Here is a 17,188-nt window from a genome sequence, read left to right as displayed (position 1 = left end):
CAGAATTTGGTATTACAGATATTTTGAGAGAAAATGAAAAAAGGCCTTTTTTAAATCGGCATAGATCTGTCTTTGGGTTTCCATTTTATTGCGGAACTCAAGGTGTTTTTTGGTCATAATTGTATCTAGTGCATCTTGGCCTACTTGGGTCTGCCCTGCGATACGGATTTCATGTTTCTCTATGGCTTCTTGCAGTTGGTCGATGACCTTGCCATGCAGGATAAACTCGTTTTGGTAATGCTCTAATTGCAGTATCACTTCCTTGTTGGTCCATCGGTTTATCAATTCGTTCAATCGGTTATTGAAGGATTTTAGTTCGTCTTCCCAAAACGCCAACTCGGATCGCCATTGTTTGTGCTCGAAATGTAAATCTTCATTAAATAGCACTTCTGTTTTTTTGTCCATGATGTTCATTATTACATATTGTTCCTACTTTGTTATTATTCACTTCCGGCCAATGCTTTTAGTTCCCGTTTTCCAAGGATACTTTCCAGATCTTCTTTTTCCAAAACCTCCTTTTTCAATAAAAGCGCTGCTAGTTTTTCCAATTCCGTTCGATGTTCCTTTAATATATTCTTGGTTCTTTCATAAGCCGTGATTATAAGATTTTGTACTTCCTTATCAATTTGTTGTGCCATGTTTTCACTGTAAGGTTTTCCAAATACACGCTCGTTTTGGCCCGTGGAATCGTAGTAGCTGATGGGACCAATTTCTTCGTCCAATCCGTAATAGGCGACCATGGTGTATGCCTGCTTTGTTACTTTTTCCAAATCGTCCAGGGCACCTGAAGAAATTTCATTATAAATAACTTCCTCAGCAGCTCTCCCTCCCAGTGAGGCACAAATCTGATCCATAAACTGTGATTTGGTGACAATCTGGCGTTCTTCGGGCAGGTACCAGGCGGCACCTAAAGATTTCCCTCTGGGAATAATGGACACCTTAACCAAGGCATCCACATTTTTGAGATACCAGCTTGCCACTGCATGGCCAGCTTCGTGATGGGCCACTATCTCCTTTTCCTTGGGCGAAATAATTTTACTCTTGCGTTCCATGCCCCCAATGACCCTATCACGGGCTTCCATAAAATCTTCTTGCTTTACCTCGTTCCTTTTCTTTCTGGCGGCAATCAAGGCTGCTTCGTTACAGATATTGGCGATGTCTGCTCCTGAAAATCCAGGACTTAATTTGGCCAATATTGCCACATCTACTTTTTTAGATAGCTTTAAAGGACGTAAGTGCACGCCGAAGATTTCTTTTCGTTCCTCTTTGGTGGGCAGTTCCAAATAGATATGTCTGTCAAACCTACCTGGCCTCAATAAAGCCTTATCCAAAACGTCTGGTCGGTTGGTTGCCGCCAAAACTATTACACCGGTATTGGGGCCAAAACCATCAAGTTCTGTTAGTAATTGGTTCAATGTACTTTCGCGCTCGTCATTGGCTTGAAATGCATTTATTTTGCCGCGGGACCGACCCACGGCATCGATTTCATCTATAAAAATTATACTTGGGGCTTTTTCCTTGGCTTTTTTGAATAAGTCCCGAACTCTAGAAGCACCAACGCCAACGAACATCTCTACGAACTCCGAACCGGACATGGAAAAAAAGGGCACATCCGCTTCGCCCGCCACCGCTTTTGCCATTAGGGTTTTACCAGTTCCAGGGGGACCCACCAGCATTACTCCTTTTGGTATTTTCGCTCCCAATTTGGTATATTTCTCTGGATTTTTTAGGAAATCGACCACTTCCATCACCTCTGCCTTAGCCTCCTTTAGTCCTGCGATATCTTTAAATGTGACCAAGGTTTTGGTGCTTTTCTCAGAGATTTTAGGTGCGGATTTCCCAAAGTTGAAAATTGTGCTGCCAGTGTTGCTGCTCCTTCCAATGCCGCGGAGTAGATATAACCAAAATAGAATTATGATCCCAAAAGGAAGGAGCCATGTCAATATGCTCGTCCAACTGGTACGTGTTTGGTACTGTACATAAACTCTTTCAGTAGGAGGTAATTCCTGCTGTGCACGTTCTAGTTTGTCTTCAAACGTTTCTACCGAACCAATATTCATTTTAAATTGGGGAGCTTGTTCCTCCTGAAAAAGTTTTTCCCGAACCTCGTTGTATTTTGTATCCGAGAGACGTTCTTTTTTAATATAGATTTCGGCAACTTCCTTATTAATAACTATAATTTTCTGCACCTCCTTTGAAACTAAAAGGGAATCTTGCAGAAATGACCAAGTAATTTCCCTGCTACCTGTTACTGGATGGGAAAAGAGAGTAAAAAGCAATAAAAAGATAAAGAACATCATGTAAAACCAGCTAATACCATACCCTCCCGAGGGACGCTTAGGTTCTTGCTGTTCCGAGGTGCCGGAATCTTGTTTGTTATGATGTGACTGTTTCATTTTTTAAAGCTTAAAAGAGAGCCTAGGTTACCATGCACATTAAACATGAATATAGGTCTATGCCAAAGGCAACCAATCCCACTTTTGAAAAACCACTGGTGCTACCGGAAAAATTGGTTTCTATTTTACCTATTGAACCATTTGGGAACTTTCGGATTTTTTGAATGGTACTCTGCCATCTACACAATAATACCAATTGAAATCAGCCACTTTCCCATGATTGGAATGCCCTGCCTGTCTTTATCAAAACTATTTTAAACGGGGCTATTTCAAAATGATGTAGGTCATACCGGAGGTAGTGATTTTGTATTTATTTTGATATACGTTAAACGTCCTCCAACCGCATTTTATAACTGGAAAGAAATGGATGACTGATTAGGCCAAACGGCATTGGAATCATAGAGACTGGAGTAAGGGATGAAATAATATACAAATAGAAGTCATGAGAAAATTTATAGTAAGTTTGGGTATATTCTTGGTAACCTTGTTTATAATTTCCATTTCGTCATGTAAGAATTTCGACGGGAATGCAGGAAATAGAGAAGAAGGAAACTTCCAGTTTTATGCTGAGCAAAGAAATAGTGAGGTGAACAACACTCCGGACAAGGCAGTTAAAACCGGACAACTGGATTTTACGGAAACCGCGAAGAAAGTTCTTGATGCCGTGGTACATATTAGATCTACACAGATTACTCCGAGCATTGATTCCAGGATACAGCCTCAACAAATGCCAGATTTTTTTCGTGAATTTTTCGGGGATCGTTTCCAAATGCCAGATAATATGCCGCAACAGCCACTATTTGGTTCTGGTTCAGGTGTAATAATTGATAAGAAAGGATATATTGTAACCAATAACCATGTCATTAAAAATGCGAAGGAATTGGTGGTTACCCTTCATAACAACGAAACTTATAAGGCCATGGTGATCGGTGCTGACCCTACTTCGGATATTGCATTGCTGCAGATCGAGGGCAACAACTTAAAAGCCTTGTCATTTGTCGATTCCGATGATGTAGAGGTTGGAGAATGGGTATTGGCCGTCGGAAATCCATACAGTCTTTATTCTACGGTTACGGCAGGTATCGTAAGTGCTAAGGCACGTAATATCAATATCAACCAAGAGAAATTTGCCATAGAGAGTTTTATTCAGACCGATGCTGCCATAAATCCGGGAAATAGTGGGGGTGCCCTGGTAGACCTTGATGGTAAAATTATAGGAATCAATTCGGCCATTGCCACACGAACTGGAAGTTATACCGGATATGGTTTTGCAGTACCCAGTAACATTGTAACCAAGGTTGTCAACGATATATTGAAATTTGGTAGCGTACAGCGAGCTATACTTGGTGTGACCATAACTACCATGAATGGAAATTTGGCAAAAGAAAAAAAGATTGATTTTATAAAAGGAGTTTGGGTGGAAAGTGTCGGTGAAGATAGTGCTGCCCAAAAAGCGGGTATTGAAGCGGGAGATGTGATCATTAAAGTGGATGGGATAAATGTATCAACCTCACCAAGATTGCAGGAAATTATTGCCCAACATAGGCCGGGTGACAAAGTTATGATCATTGTGAACCGCGATGGAAAGGAGAAGGAGTTTTTAGTTGTTCTTGAAAGTCTTAAAGGGACAAGAGACATTACAAAAAAGGAAAATGTGGAAATGCTCAATTATCTGGGCGCCGATTTTGAAACCCTAGACAAAGAAACTTCCAAAAAGTTAGACTTGGAAGGTGGTGTCAGGGTGGTCAACCTATATCCAGGCCTTTTAAGGAAGAATACACAAATGCGTCCTGGTTATATTATTACCCATATAGATGGTAAAAAGGTCACTAATATCAAAGAAATGGTTGCGATGTTGGAAAAAAAGGAAGGCGGTGTAATGCTGGAAGGCGTTTATGAGGATATACCAGGGAAACATTATTATGCTTTTGGTCTGAGTTCTTGATCCTCTCCAAATTGCTTATCCAAGAAATACGGGCCGTGCCCAAATAGTGCCTATAGCTAGAGAGGGAAACCAAAAACACAATTTATGAAAGCGATGGTCCTCAATAATATTGTCTCATTAAAGAAAAACAATCAGCCTTTAAACATAGTTGATATTCCCATACCAGAACCTAAGGGGAATGAGATTTTAATACAGGTTTCCGTATGCGGTGTATGCCATACCGAACTGGACGAAATTGAGGGCAGAACACCGCCAAAACATTTTCCGATAGTTCTAGGTCATCAGGTAGTTGGCACCGTGGTAAAATTAGGAAAGGAAACATCAAAACTCAAAGAAGGAGAACGGGTTGGTGTGGCTTGGATATTTTCTGCCTGTGGCCAATGCAAATTTTGCCTGACCGGAAACGAGAACCTTTGTAATGAATTTAGGGCCACAGGAAGGGATGTCAATGGAGGCTATGCTGAATATATGGTGGCTCCGGAAAATTATGCGCATCCTATCCCAAATTTTTATAACGATGCAGAGGCGGCACCCCTTTTATGTGCAGGGGCTATCGGTTATCGCTCCATCCAACTTGCCCAATTGAAAGACGGCCAAAAGCTAGGGCTTACCGGTTTTGGGGCTTCTGCACATTTAGTACTCAAAATGGTTCTACATTCCTATCCCAATACACCTGTTTACGTGTTCGCAAGAAAGGAAGCAGAAAGACGGTTTGCCAAAGAATTGGGCGCCATTTGGACAGGAGACACCACCGATGCCTCTCCAGAAAGATTGGATTGTATCATCGATACAACGCCAGCATGGAAACCTGTTGTGGAAGCTCTTGGCAATTTAGACAAAGGAGGAAGACTGGTCATCAATGCCATTCGAAAAGAAAATACCGATCAAGACTACCTCCAAAAATTAACTTACCCTGAACATTTTTGGTATGAAAAGGAAATTAAATCGGTCGCTAATGTTACGGGAAAGGATGTGGCTGACTTTTTAGGGTTGGCAGCAAAAGCATCAATACGGCCAGAGTATCAGGTATTCCCTTTGGAAGAAGCGAACAGGGCCCTGTTGGAATTAAGGGAGCAACATATTAGGGGGGCAAAGGTGTTAAGAATAAAATGAAAGGTTTTGACCATGTCTTCCAAATACCTCCATCCTTTTAAAAATCTAGAGCGGTACAACCAGAAAAGGGTATTTCTATTTGCTCATTTACATTTCAACCATTACAAGTGTCTGTATATTAACACGGTTTACCCAGCATCTTTTTATATCAAGGTCTGCTAAAATAAAAGTCAAAGATTTTCAAAAGATCACCGGATTTATCAATTTTTAATTTATTGTCCTTTATAAATGATTTAATTGTTTTGGAATGGGCGGGGAATAATTTTAAGAAATTCTTCAATTTACGGGGTAGATAGATGAGTTGGTCCGATTGCCCTTTAAAATCTGTGATAAAATAGGATTCTTTCTGTTTTTTAAACATTGCAGGTTGGCTATCCTGATATCCTTGAGCCTTAACCGCTTTTGTAAATTCAATTTTTTCTTTGAGGTACAAACTATGTTTTTCTTTTATGACAATTAGTTCAAAAAAAGAGTTTTTTAGATTGCCTTTTTCATCAAGGTAATTTTTCGTTTCAAATACTTTATTAGAACCGTCTAAAAGCGATATTGTATAGGTTTGGGTATCTGGCAAAACAATAACCTTGTTTTCCTCAACCATAACTTCAATCCTATCTTCATAGGCATTAAAGCGAACCAATTTTGTTTCATTGATATCGTTAATTTTGGCAGGGGTAAAGTTTTCATTTAAATAAGGACTCCCTTCTGGAGAATTATATGTAGTCTTATATAAGTCCTTAGAATAATAAACATCCCCAAGGTCTCCTCGAAGTTCTATTTGTGCATGTGCAGTAAGATTTAATAGTAAAAATCCTAATATTAAAAAGTATTTCATAATCATAATCTAGAGGTTGAACCTTTTTAGTTATGGGGCTTGTAAAGCAATTGGTCTCGGGCAGATCTTACAAATAGTCCAAGGCCCATAAATTTAACGCTTTTATTAAGAATACTTCTAGGGTATTCTAAATTATTAATTTGCTAATGCCAAGTCATCTTTTGTAATCTAACAGCATTCAAAATTGCCAATAGTGCAACGCCAACATCAGCAAATACAGCTTCCCACATGGTAGCAATACCAACTGCCCCTAATATTAATACCATCACTTTTACACCAAATGCCAAAAAGATATTTTGCCAAACAATTTTTCTGGTGGAACGGGCTATTTTTATCGCTTTGACCACCTTGGAAGGTTGGTCTGTTTGAATAATTACATCGGCAGTTTCAATTGCCACATCGCTTCCTAAACCACCCATTGCAATTCCAACATGGCTTGCTGCCAAAACAGGAGCATCATTAATACCATCGCCAATAAAAGCAATTTTGTTTTCGGGATTCTGTTTTAATATTTCTACTTCCTTTAACTTATCTTCTGGAAATAGTCCACCTATCGCTTTTTCAATTTTTAATTCCCAAGCCAATTTTTGGGTAATGGAATTCTTATCTCCAGAGAGCATTATAATATTTGTAATACCTATCTTATGTAGGTTGGTAATGGTTTCTTTAGCATCCTCTTTTAGTTCATCTGCAATGACTACATAGCCTTTAAATGCACCATCAATCCCAACAAAAACGACAGAATCTTCAATGGTTTCCATTTCCCTATTGACTTCAATTTTATTGGCCGTCATCAATGCTTTGTTGCCAACCAAAACTGTTTTTTTATTTACGCTTCCTGTCAACCCTTTTCCTGCTATTTCAGACACTTCAGAAGCTTCAAAACCTGCCCCTTCTGCTTTGTATTCCAAAATGGCCTTGGCTATGGGATGTGTGGATTGCTTTTCCATGGCCATTACGTATTTCATGAGCCCTTTTTCATCCCAACCAAATGCTTTTATCTCTTTGATTTTGAATACACCTTTGGTAAGGGTACCTGTTTTATCCAAGACCAATGTGTTTATTTTGGTCATGGCATCGAGAAAAGAAGCTCCTTTGAATAAAATTCCATTTTTTGAGGCCGCACCCAATCCGCCAAAATAACCCAGCGGAATGGAAATGACCAAGGCACACGGACAAGAAATCACCAAGAAAATCAACGCCCTATACAACCAATTTTTAAAGACATAATCCTCCATAAAAAAGTAGGGTAAGAACGCAACACCCATGGCCAAAAACACTACAATGGGCGTATAAATACGGGCAAATTGTCTTATGAATAATTCTGTTTTTGACTTTCGAGCTGTGGCATTTTGAACTAAGTCCAATATCCTGGCTATAGAACTATCCTTGAATTCTTTGGTGACCTCTATCTCAATAACACCTTCTATATTGATACTTCCCGCAAATACCTTTGTTCCTTTGACAATAAAATCCGGTTTGCTTTCTCCTGTTAAAGCAGCGGTGTTTAATGATGCTTTTTTGGAAGTTAAAATACCGTCCAAAGGTATTTTCTCACCCATCCTTACCTGAATTTTTTCTCCAATGGCCACCGTATCTGGGGATACCCTTTTAACATCGCCATTCCGAACTACATTGGCTTCTTTAGGACGAACATCCAGCAAGGCCCTGATGTTGGACTTTGCCCTTTTTACTGCTGTATTTTGAAATAATTCGCCAACTGCATAAAACAACATGACTGCCACACCTTCTGGGTATTCACCAATTATAAATGCACCAAGTGTGGCAAGGGACATCAAAAAAAACTCTGTGAAAACATCTCTTCTTTTAATGCTTTCCCATCCTGCTTTTACAACTGGAAGTCCTACTGGTACATAGGCTATGCCATACCAAAAAATGCGGAGCCAATCTTTAAAAAATACAACCTCATAATAATCTAGGGCAATACCAATAATCAGCATCAAAAAACTAAGTATGGCAGCTAAATAAGCTTTGAAATTATTGGATTGCCCACTAAGATTATGACCATCGGCGCGACTGAGTTCTTTTTCAGCATTTGGTTTTACATCTTTTAAATGGAGTTTCCTTTTGCTCATGTAGGGGTTTATTGATATTTATTCCAAAACACAGATTACGATATGTACTGAGCTCGTTGGGCACTTTACCTCAACGGGTGTAGCCTAAGCATTTCGTAGAATCTTTTCCATCTTACGTCCTTTGGCCAATTCATCCACTATTTTATCCAGATATCGTACGTTACGCGTTAATGGGGTTTCAATTTGTTCTATCCTATAACCACATATTACCCCTGTTATGAGATGGGCATTTGCATTTAATGTTGCTTTTTGAAAGAAGGTTTCAAACGTCACCTTGTCTTTTATGAGCTCCTGTAGTTTAGGTTCATCAAATCCTGTCAGCCATTCAATCACTTGATGTAATTCCTCTTTTGTTCTATTTTTCTTCTCAATTTTAGCGACATAGTGTGGGTATACCGAAGCAAAGGTCATTTTGGCTATCCGTGCATCGTGTTCGGGTGTTGTTTTCATAGCTTAGAATCTTTAAAGCCCACAGAAGGACTGTCGTTACCAAATTACAAGATTTTTGTACTTATAAATTAAAAAAAAATGATGGGCTACGCAAAAAACACGAACTTATAGTTGAGCCCTAAGTAGCTTTGTTTTGTGGATATTTAGCTCGTTGTTGATTTTTATGCTATTGGGTAAAGTCAATTCCCATCGTTTGGGGTATAGTTCTTTGTAAGGGGTAATTTAAAAAATTGATCAGCGACATGTCTTAGCTATAACCATAAATAGCCATTATTTGTCCCATATTTTTTAAGAGAGAAAAAGGGCCCTATGTCCACTAAGAACTGCAAAAGCCCATAGCCTAACTGTTGAAATTAATGTTAATGTTTTGGTAAACAGCACAAAACCGTTTAATCTTTATCTATATTAGTTTAACAAAACTTGATCAATACATACAATTCCATGAAACCAATTCACTTTACCTTTGTTGTTATAGCTTTATTTGCCCTGTTTTCGTTCAAGCCAAATGTCCAAGAATTTCAGGGACAGGCCTTTTATTTTTCTAAAACCAAGATGGAGCTTGGGGCTTGGGGTGCTAGAATGAGCGAGGCCCAGAAGAAGCAGATACAATCACGTCTTAAGAACAGGTTGGAAAAGACCTATGTGTTGAATTTCAATAAAGAAGAGTCGGTTTTCAATGAAGAAGATAAGCTAGATGCTATTTCCGGCGCAACAGATTCATGGGGCAAGAATTTTTCACAGGGGGAGCAGTATAAAAATGTAAAGGAAAATGCCCTCATACAGAGTCAGGAATTTTATGGAAAGCAATTTTTGGTCAAGGATAAACTACAGGCCATAGATTGGAAAATGGGTTCAGAATCAAAGCAGATTGGGCAATATACCTGCTTCAAAGCAACAGCCCTTGTTCCTACTGCTGAGTTGACCTGGTACAACTTCTCTTGGAGTGACCTTAGATCAGATACAGAAACAAAATCCGATTCCACAGCGGTTAAAAAGGAGGAACCAGAGGTAAAAATGACAGAAGTTGAAGCCTGGTATACCATTCAAATACCAGTGAGCCATGGGCCCGGAGAATACTGGGGCCTTCCTGGTCTTATATTAGAAGTAAGCGCAGACAACACTACCATGTTGTGTTCTAAGATTGTCATGAATCCTAAAGAAAAAATCAAGATTGAAGCTCCAGATAAGGGAAAGGAAATTACCAAACGTGATTACCAAGAGACCATTCAGGGAAAAATGCTTGAAATGAGGAACAATCGAGGAAGAAGAAGAGGATAGTTCTGGCAAAATTTTAATATACCACCCAATCGGAAGTAACACATCACCATGAAAAAAATATGTTGTTTAGCGCTACTCTTAGTAGCAAGTATTGCCCATGCTCAAATTTCACTTGAGGGCGTGGTCCAAGACACTTTGAACTTCCCTTTGGAATTAGCCAATGTGATAGCAATAAATCAGGAGACCAGTGGTTTGGAATCTTATGGTATTACAGATGAGAACGGAAAATACAAGTTGGCGTTGGGCAAGAACGGTACCTATAAAATACAGGTCAGCTACGTTGGAATGAAAACCTTTGAAGAGATCCTTACCACAAAAGAGAGTAATATGGTAAAACAGTATACACTTCAGCCAGAAAACGCTTTGGACGAGGTGGAACTCATTTATGAAATGCCAGTTACCATAAAGGGAGATACTTTGGTATACAATGCAGACTCCTTTCAAAATGGGACAGAGCGAAAGTTGGAAGATATTCTAGAAAAACTACCGGGTGTTGAGATCAATGAAGACGGACAGATAGAAGTGGAGGGAAAAGTCGTGAACAAGTTAATGGTCAATGGAAAGGATTTTTTTGATGGAGACACCAAACTGGCTACCAAGAACATTCCCTCTAAAGCGGTAGATAAAATAGAGGTACTGCGCAATTATTCCGAAGTTGGCCAATTGAGAAGTGTAAGTAATAATCAAGATAATGTGGCCCTTAATATCAAACTCAAGGAAGGAAAAGAGAACTTTTGGTTTGGCAATGTGACGGCAGGCGGAGGAACTTCATCAGATGATGAGCTTTATTTGGTTCAGCCAAAGCTATTTTATTACAGTCCAAAGTACAGTATTAATTTCATAGGTGATATCAATAATACCGGGGAAGTTGCATTGACAAGGAGCGATATCCGAAGCTTTGGAGGCGGATTCAGGTCACCAAGTAGAAGTAGCGGTACCAGTATCAATCTAGGGGACAATAGCCTCAATTTTTTGACTAGTAGGGGCGATGCCTTAAAAATTGAGAATAAACTGGCAACAGGTAATTTCAGCTATTCTCCCAATCAGGACTTGGATTTAAGTGGATTCCTCATTTACAATAGCAGTCGTATTCTTTCTCAAGAAACCAGTTTTGTGCAGTATACAGATCCGGATCTGGGTATTCCGGACGAGGCCACCGAACAAACAAGTAACGAACGCTCTAATCAGGCGCTAATGAAACTTAGTGCCTCCTACAAACCAAACATTAATAACCAATTGGATTACGATATATTGGGTCGGATATCGAACGACTCACAAAACCAAAACATCTTTTCTTCTGTGATCGGGAATACAACCCAATTCGATGAGGTTACCCCATACAGCATCAATCAAAATATAAATTATTACTACACCCTGGATGAAACCAATATATTCGCATTTGAAGCTCAGCATTTGATCAAAAATGAAGATCCTTTTTACAATGCCCTTTTGGTTAATGACCCCAATGGCCCTGATGCTTTTGATAGTACTGCAGAGGCGTTGGGCTTGGACACTTCCCTGACCAATTATGACCTTGGCCAAAACAGACGAATAAAGTCCAATCAGGTGGATGCCAAATTGGATTACTACAATATACTTAATGCGAAAAGTAACATTAACCTAACGCTGGGGACCATCTTGAGTCGACAAGAATTCAATTCCAATATTTTTCAGTTCCTTACTGATGGGTCACAATTTAGTCCAACCCCAACCTTCAATGAGGGACGTGCCACCAATGACACAGAATATAATTTTAGCGATGTATATCTCGGGGTTCACTACCGCTTAAAATCTGGAAAGTTCACGTTGACACCTGGTTTCTCCTTACATGCATACGGCAACAAGAATAGTCAATTTGATGAAACCTTTAAGGATAACTTTTTTCGATTTTTGCCCGATTTTGAAACCCGAATCCAGTTTAAAAAGAGTGAAGCCTTAACCTTGAGATATGATATGCGCAATCAGTTTACCGATGTTACCCGTTTGGCCGAAGGATTGGTGTTGAACAATTACAACAGCATCCAATTTGGGCAGCCAGATTTACAGAATGCCTTGTCCCATAATGTTAGTCTTTTTTACAGCAGTTTCAACTTGTTCAATTATACCAATGTTTTTGCCAGGGCGGCCTACTCCAGCAACATCGATCAAGTTCGAAGCCTTACAAATTTCGAGAATGTGATCCGAACAAGTACTTTTTTCAACTCAAATTTTGCAGATGAAAATGTCAACGTGTTTGGGCGTGTGCAACGAACCTTTGGCAAAATAAGGGCAAGCTTGAATTCCAGTTTTAATTACAGCAAGATCAATCAGTTCATACAGGGACAGCAATCACTGAATGAGGGGTACACGCAAACTTACACGCCAGGAATTCGCACCAACTACCGGGAGGCGCCTAATGTTAGCTTAACGTATCGCTACAGTGTAACCAACAATAACCAAGGGAGTCGAAAGACAGAGTTCGTTACGAAGGCTCCAGCTGTTGAGTTTGACGCATACATTTGGAAAGCAGTAACTTTTCGCACGAATTACACCTATACCGAACAGGATCTGGGGAATGGCGAATCCCAATCGTTCCAGAACTGGGATGCCACACTTTCCTATCGCAAGGATAGAGATGCCAAATGGGAGTACGAGATCAGGGCAACCAATATATTGGACATCGACTCCCAAGTGAGAAACAGTGCTAATAATTTGTCTGTGTTTACATCAGAAACATTTATACAGCCAAGGTTTGTTACCTTTAGAGTTGTGTATACGTTATAGATATGGCCGAATGGTTTAAGGGTATATATTGCTTAAGAATGTAGTTATCTATAAAATTCACCTTGGGTTTAGGATCTGATGTTGAAGCCCTATTTCGTAGTGGAACCTTCCTTACCTTTTAAGGGGATATTTTATCCTATTAAATTAAATGGAAAGGGACTTATGGGTAAATTTCTAAATTCTTGGCTCAAACCAATTCGCGCTATTCAAGATATAATTCTTTGAAATATTTAAAATGGCTTCCAGGAATAATTATTTTCCAAATATCTTTTCTTTCAATGATACCCTTTTGTGCCAGTCTCATGCCATCTGTGTACGTTCTATAAACAAAGGCGTACAGAAATAGCAGTACAACAAAAAGTACAGAACTTATAAGGTCATTAACCGACGCCCAAGTAAGAAGCCCTAGGGGCGTAAAGATGGTGAAATAATACAGTAGTAAATTTTTCATGATTGTATTTTTAAGTAATACCAAAGCTTAGGTTTGCAATTTGTTGTTAGGACATCTGCTACTGTGGTAGGGATGATGGCATGCCATCATTTAATACGTTTTATTTTTGGAGTAAGTCTGTCTGATGGTTAGGATTATATTTTTAGTATCACGCCACAAGGAATTATAGTAGAGGTTATGACTAGTTTATTTTGGAATCTTTAAAATATTTATTGCCTTTATTATCTACAAGTCGGCCATCGACAATTTTGTATGTCAAAGTATCCTGCCCCATAGTAAAATGAAATCCATTCTCAATGGGCTTAGGGTAGTACCTAGTGGGTTTGTTGGCACCTCTGTTAATGTCCCAATTCAAGTCATTATTTTCATCAATATGAACTAGAAAACTGAGATCTCCATTTTCGTTTTTCCATTTCCCAGTAAATTGACCTTTTAAGCTATTGGGCAAAAGAATATATTTTACCCCACGAATGGTAGGAATATCTTTCTGGGCATCTAATAGTAAAGGGTCATTATAATGTGGATACTTAATATATGCTTTTGAACCTTCAATAATTATTTCATCTGAACGATCGTATTGGTTTAGCCACAGTTTTCCATTTTGCTCTTCGATGTTGAGGATACTCTTTTCGGTTTCTTGGTCAATCCAGGTGCCCACGTAGGATTGCGATTCTGCACATGAATATAGAAATAGTGCTAATGTGAATAGTATTGCAGATTTTTTCATAATTGTATTTTTAAGTAATGCAAATGCATAGACTATGTTTCTGTTTTGACCTCTTTTTCGACAGCAGTGGGCGGTTTGATGAATGCTTTTTTTGTTATTTATAAAATGCTTTAATGAATGAAAACCTTTGTTTGGTTTTCGTTCTTATTTCTTGGTGAAATATTCAATAACTGTGAAATCTTCTCTCCCAGAATTATCCTTGTAGCGTCTTTTATTTGTCAGTTTTAGTTTCCCTTCGATGATTTCATAGCTTATAGCGCTTTCAGCAAATCCTGCATCCCAAAGAAGATCAAATTTATTCGCCCCTTTTTTTACCTCATCCGCAACCTTTTTACCCATATCGCAGTCTTGAGGGTGGCATGTGGCCCACATTTGGACAACTAAACTTTTATTTTTGAGAGATATTTGGCATTTGGAAATTCCTCTTGTTTTGTCGTCCTCATTAATCCATACCCCCTTAAAATCATTATTCCCGTTCTTTTCCAGAACTGTATTTGTAGGTTGGTATACTCTGTCTTTTATATTATTTGGAGATGCTGGATTTATACTCCAAAATAGTATAATAACCGAAATGGAACTGATGATTAATTTCATGATTTTTGAATTTTAGATTTATGGAGTAAAACCTATCCTTTAGGCAATGAATCCGTTGTTGAGATTTGATGTAATCATAACGAGCTTGATTAAATGTACAAAAACTTTTGGATTATAGTAAATATACTAAACAATAGTTTTTGGACATTATTAGCACCCCTCATTTACTAGTTCTAGATCAAGTTCATTATGAACAGTAGAGTGTAAATGCTAGCAAAAAATACAAACAAAAAATTCATACCATAACTGCCAATTTTGAAAATAGTTTTTTGAGGTATTTGATACATTGGATAATAAGCAAACTGTGTTGCTACTTTGCCTACCCAGTATGCGCCAATAAGCCCAGTGAGAGCTATGGCTAGGTTCGTGCCGTTTTTCAAATCTGATGGTAAAAGTATAGCGATAAGTCCAAATGAAAAATTTAATCCCTGTATATACCGTCCATAAGTTTTAACTATTTCCTGATTTAGTGGCTTGAGTTGTTTAACATCATTATACCAATCAAAGACTTTGTGTCTGATATACGGATAAATTAGTGCAGTAAAAATTTGTCCTATTCCTCCTGCAATAATTATCCAATCTGGAATATTTATTTTCATGCTTTTGTGTAATATAAAGTTAAGGCAAAGGATTCTTGGTTGAGATTTGTTGTAAATCAGAAAAAGCTTGATTTGAACCGGATTAAATGTACAAAAACTTTTGAATTGTAGTAAATATGCTAAACAATGATTTTAGGGCCAACAGGCACATCAAACTAAAAAAGGGAAAATAAGTTAGGTAAAGAGTGCTGGAATTATAGTTAAAAGCTCCTGGCATAGGAAAGAACAATATACCTGTGGGACTTTGTACCTGAGGATTCAGGAGTGTTGATGCGATACCCCGCCCAATAATTATTTTTGCCAAAACGGTGCTTAAAATCAAAGCCGAAATACCAAACATTTCTATCTGCTTCCACTACTAAATCAGAATCATCGCCCCATATTTTACCTTCCAACAAAGCATTGTGATGCACAAACCTATGGCCTGCCATTAGGGAAAAAAATATTTCACGGTCCAGGGTTCCCAATCGGTTTTGTACCATGCTGGAGGATAAAGGATCCCTTCTTCCAAAGGTGGCCATAAATTCCGGATGCACATAAATATCCCTGGTCCCAAAAGCAATATGTGGCTTTAGGGACATATGTACGCTAAAGGGGTTGGGTGACAATTGCCATTCTTTTAAATAGCTTGTATAGATATTTGTATGAACGCTATTCTCCATTTGATTGCCCCATACTGGAGGATCGGAAACCACAAAGGTATTGTGGTACCATTTTTGAAATCCACTTGCTCCCGATGCGGGGCCGGCAACACCAATTAGCAGATCGGTCTCCAAAAGATTGGAATTTTTTATATGTGACCATCCTGCCTGGATGCCTAGAAAGCCAACATAGGGCCTGTCCAAATCAGCAATATCCCGTGATTTGATATCAGAAGGGGTATATATTTCTTGCCTAACTGAAAATTTGAGTTGTTCCTTGCCAGAGGAAAATATTCCTTTTTGCAATTGTTGGCGGTACGTTAAAAATAGGCCAGAGGAATAGTAACGGTCCGTAAAAGTTAAAAAATCATTGTCGTGTCTCAATTCCAATTGGTGCCGCACAATTTTCACGGAATCTTTGTCCATTGGACTTTGACCATTGGCAAAGAGGGTATTCAATAGTATGAATACGAAGATGAGTCGGCGGGTATACTGGGAATCCGTAGTGCTGATTATTTTAAAACGGTCTGAAGGTAATACTAATATTTAAATGTTGCTTCCAGCACTTAAAAGTATACCTAAAGTGAGCGGTATGGATCATTATCAATGAATAATGAACAAAGCAGTACAACTTCACCGGGAGGCTTAGGATGAATACTCCAGGCCTTAAAGGAAATATTGAAATCCCATTAGATAAACTATTGCATGATATTTTAAGTTAGTCTAAATATAAAATACTATAAACCAGTTATTTAAATTGTTTCTAAAGCTTTAAGGTATTAAATTAAGGATATATTAATATTAAAAACTAGAAAACATGTCCATACGTTTAGGAAATAGCTGCAATAATTGTGAAAACCTTTCAGATACTATGATGTGCAAGGTACATCTCGTAAAAGTAAATAACACTTATACCTGCGATAGTTTTGAAATGAAGGCCGTCTTAAAGAATGATCCCAATTGCACCACCTGTGCCCGATACCAAGGTCCTACCTGTGCCAACCCACAAAAAGCGGCCCCTGATATGTTATGCTCCCATTGGGCACCACAGAATGCAACGGCCTAACTGACTACTTATAACCGATTTCAAAAAACAGCTTTTTAAAAAGCTGTTTTTTTATTTCTGTGCTTTTTAAATAGACAAAATAGATGTGGCTAAGGATTTAATGTTCAAGTCAGGCCATTCCAAGAAAACCAAGGTGCGTCACACCCTATTTTTTTTATTTCCAAAGTTGTATTAAGTCCAATTTTAAAAGTTGTGTGGGAACTGAATTCTTTCCTCTGTTTCACTACGGAAAGCGCC

General features: G+C 38.6%; 15 protein-coding genes. 5 read left to right on the top strand and 10 right to left on the bottom strand.

The window, feature by feature from the left end; translation table 11 throughout:
* Positions 1-12: 12 nt before the first annotated feature.
* Positions 13-405 (bottom strand): hypothetical protein, encoded by a 393-nt coding sequence (locus SB49_RS09420; protein ID WP_062059067.1) that lies wholly within the window; start codon positions 403-405, stop codon positions 13-15.
* Between the two features lie 35 nt (positions 406-440).
* Positions 441-2,396, bottom strand: coding sequence for an ATP-dependent zinc metalloprotease FtsH (gene ftsH / locus SB49_RS09415; RefSeq protein ID WP_062055965.1), 1,956 nt, complete (start codon positions 2,394-2,396; stop codon positions 441-443).
* 442 nt (positions 2,397-2,838) lie between these two features.
* Between ftsH and SB49_RS09410 the strand changes: the two genes are divergently transcribed.
* Both SB49_RS09410 and SB49_RS09405 read left to right on the top strand, forming a co-directional pair.
* On the top strand, positions 2,839-4,341 hold the full coding sequence (locus SB49_RS09410) for a Do family serine endopeptidase (RefSeq protein WP_062055963.1): 1,503 nt from the start codon (positions 2,839-2,841) through the stop codon (positions 4,339-4,341).
* An 84-nt stretch (positions 4,342-4,425) separates the two neighbouring features.
* Positions 4,426-5,454, top strand: coding sequence for a zinc-dependent alcohol dehydrogenase family protein (locus tag SB49_RS09405; protein WP_062055961.1), 1,029 nt, complete (start codon positions 4,426-4,428; stop codon positions 5,452-5,454).
* 148 nt (positions 5,455-5,602) lie between these two features.
* On the opposite strand, the gene SB49_RS09400 is transcribed toward SB49_RS09405, so the two are convergent.
* From SB49_RS09400 to SB49_RS09390, 3 genes are all read right to left on the bottom strand, one after another.
* Entirely contained in the window at positions 5,603-6,286 is a 684-nt protein-coding gene (locus tag SB49_RS09400) for a hypothetical protein (RefSeq protein ID WP_062055959.1), read from the bottom strand.
* Positions 6,287-6,429: 143 nt separating this feature from the next.
* Positions 6,430-8,382, bottom strand: a complete 1,953-nt coding sequence (locus SB49_RS09395) for a heavy metal translocating P-type ATPase (RefSeq protein ID WP_062055957.1) — start codon at positions 8,380-8,382, stop codon at positions 6,430-6,432.
* Between the two features lie 84 nt (positions 8,383-8,466).
* Complete coding sequence (locus SB49_RS09390; RefSeq protein ID WP_062055955.1) at positions 8,467-8,832, bottom strand: DUF2200 domain-containing protein; 366 nt, start codon at positions 8,830-8,832, stop codon at positions 8,467-8,469.
* Positions 8,833-9,273: 441 nt separating this feature from the next.
* Here SB49_RS09390 and SB49_RS09385 point away from each other — a divergent pair, with 441 nt between their 5' ends.
* On the top strand, positions 9,274-10,110 hold the full coding sequence (locus tag SB49_RS09385; protein WP_062055953.1) for a GLPGLI family protein: 837 nt from the start codon (positions 9,274-9,276) through the stop codon (positions 10,108-10,110).
* A 48-nt stretch (positions 10,111-10,158) separates the two neighbouring features.
* The gene (locus SB49_RS09380; protein WP_062055952.1) at positions 10,159-12,873 is read left to right on the top strand and encodes a carboxypeptidase regulatory-like domain-containing protein; all 2,715 of its coding nucleotides are present in this window, start codon (positions 10,159-10,161) and stop codon (positions 12,871-12,873) included.
* A 202-nt stretch (positions 12,874-13,075) separates the two neighbouring features.
* Here SB49_RS09380 and SB49_RS09375 read toward each other — a convergent pair whose 3' ends face one another.
* The 5 genes from SB49_RS09375 to SB49_RS09355 form a co-directional block, all read right to left on the bottom strand.
* The gene (locus tag SB49_RS09375) at positions 13,076-13,324 is read right to left on the bottom strand and encodes a hypothetical protein (protein ID WP_062055951.1); all 249 of its coding nucleotides are present in this window, start codon (positions 13,322-13,324) and stop codon (positions 13,076-13,078) included.
* Between the two features lie 181 nt (positions 13,325-13,505).
* Entirely contained in the window at positions 13,506-14,051 is a 546-nt protein-coding gene (locus SB49_RS09370; protein ID WP_062055950.1) for a hypothetical protein, read from the bottom strand.
* Positions 14,052-14,195: 144 nt separating this feature from the next.
* Entirely contained in the window at positions 14,196-14,645 is a 450-nt protein-coding gene (locus SB49_RS09365) for a hypothetical protein (protein WP_062055949.1), read from the bottom strand.
* Positions 14,646-14,818: 173 nt separating this feature from the next.
* Complete coding sequence (locus SB49_RS09360) at positions 14,819-15,244, bottom strand: hypothetical protein (protein ID WP_062055948.1); 426 nt, start codon at positions 15,242-15,244, stop codon at positions 14,819-14,821.
* A gap of 200 nt (positions 15,245-15,444) precedes the next feature.
* Positions 15,445-16,344 (bottom strand): lipid A deacylase LpxR family protein, encoded by a 900-nt coding sequence (locus SB49_RS09355; protein WP_335337870.1) that lies wholly within the window; start codon positions 16,342-16,344, stop codon positions 15,445-15,447.
* A 358-nt stretch (positions 16,345-16,702) separates the two neighbouring features.
* Between SB49_RS09355 and SB49_RS09350 the strand changes: the two genes are divergently transcribed.
* Positions 16,703-16,951: a hypothetical protein gene (locus SB49_RS09350; RefSeq protein ID WP_062055946.1), complete on the top strand. Its 249-nt coding sequence runs from the start codon at positions 16,703-16,705 to the stop codon at positions 16,949-16,951.
* Positions 16,952-17,188: the final 237 nt, after the last annotated feature.

Source organism: Sediminicola sp. YIK13, from assembly GCF_001430825.1.
Classification (GTDB): domain Bacteria; phylum Bacteroidota; class Bacteroidia; order Flavobacteriales; family Flavobacteriaceae; genus Sediminicola.
This window is presented reverse-complemented; position numbering and strand designations above follow the sequence as displayed.

Excerpts from the sequence above, each read along its gene's own strand:
- SB49_RS09370 (WP_062055950.1), bottom strand. The coding sequence starts at position 14,051 with ATGAAAAAATCTGCAATACTATTCACATTAGCACTATTTCTATATTCA.
- SB49_RS09365 (WP_062055949.1), bottom strand. The coding sequence starts at position 14,645 with ATGAAATTAATCATCAGTTCCATTTCGGTTATTATACTATTTTGGAGT.
- SB49_RS09380 (WP_062055952.1), top strand. The coding sequence starts at position 10,159 with ATGAAAAAAATATGTTGTTTAGCGCTACTCTTAGTAGCAAGTATTGCC.
- ftsH (WP_062055965.1), bottom strand. The coding sequence starts at position 2,396 with ATGAAACAGTCACATCATAACAAACAAGATTCCGGCACCTCGGAACAG.
- SB49_RS09375 (WP_062055951.1), bottom strand. The coding sequence starts at position 13,324 with ATGAAAAATTTACTACTGTATTATTTCACCATCTTTACGCCCCTAGGG.
- SB49_RS09360 (WP_062055948.1), bottom strand. The coding sequence starts at position 15,244 with ATGAAAATAAATATTCCAGATTGGATAATTATTGCAGGAGGAATAGGA.
- SB49_RS09410 (WP_062055963.1), top strand. The coding sequence starts at position 2,839 with ATGAGAAAATTTATAGTAAGTTTGGGTATATTCTTGGTAACCTTGTTT.
- SB49_RS09390 (WP_062055955.1), bottom strand. The coding sequence starts at position 8,832 with ATGAAAACAACACCCGAACACGATGCACGGATAGCCAAAATGACCTTT.
- SB49_RS09350 (WP_062055946.1), top strand. The coding sequence starts at position 16,703 with ATGTCCATACGTTTAGGAAATAGCTGCAATAATTGTGAAAACCTTTCA.
- SB49_RS09420 (WP_062059067.1), bottom strand. The coding sequence starts at position 405 with ATGGACAAAAAAACAGAAGTGCTATTTAATGAAGATTTACATTTCGAG.
- SB49_RS09405 (WP_062055961.1), top strand. The coding sequence starts at position 4,426 with ATGAAAGCGATGGTCCTCAATAATATTGTCTCATTAAAGAAAAACAAT.
- SB49_RS09395 (WP_062055957.1), bottom strand. The coding sequence starts at position 8,382 with ATGAGCAAAAGGAAACTCCATTTAAAAGATGTAAAACCAAATGCTGAA.
- SB49_RS09400 (WP_062055959.1), bottom strand. The coding sequence starts at position 6,286 with ATGAAATACTTTTTAATATTAGGATTTTTACTATTAAATCTTACTGCA.
- SB49_RS09385 (WP_062055953.1), top strand. The coding sequence starts at position 9,274 with ATGAAACCAATTCACTTTACCTTTGTTGTTATAGCTTTATTTGCCCTG.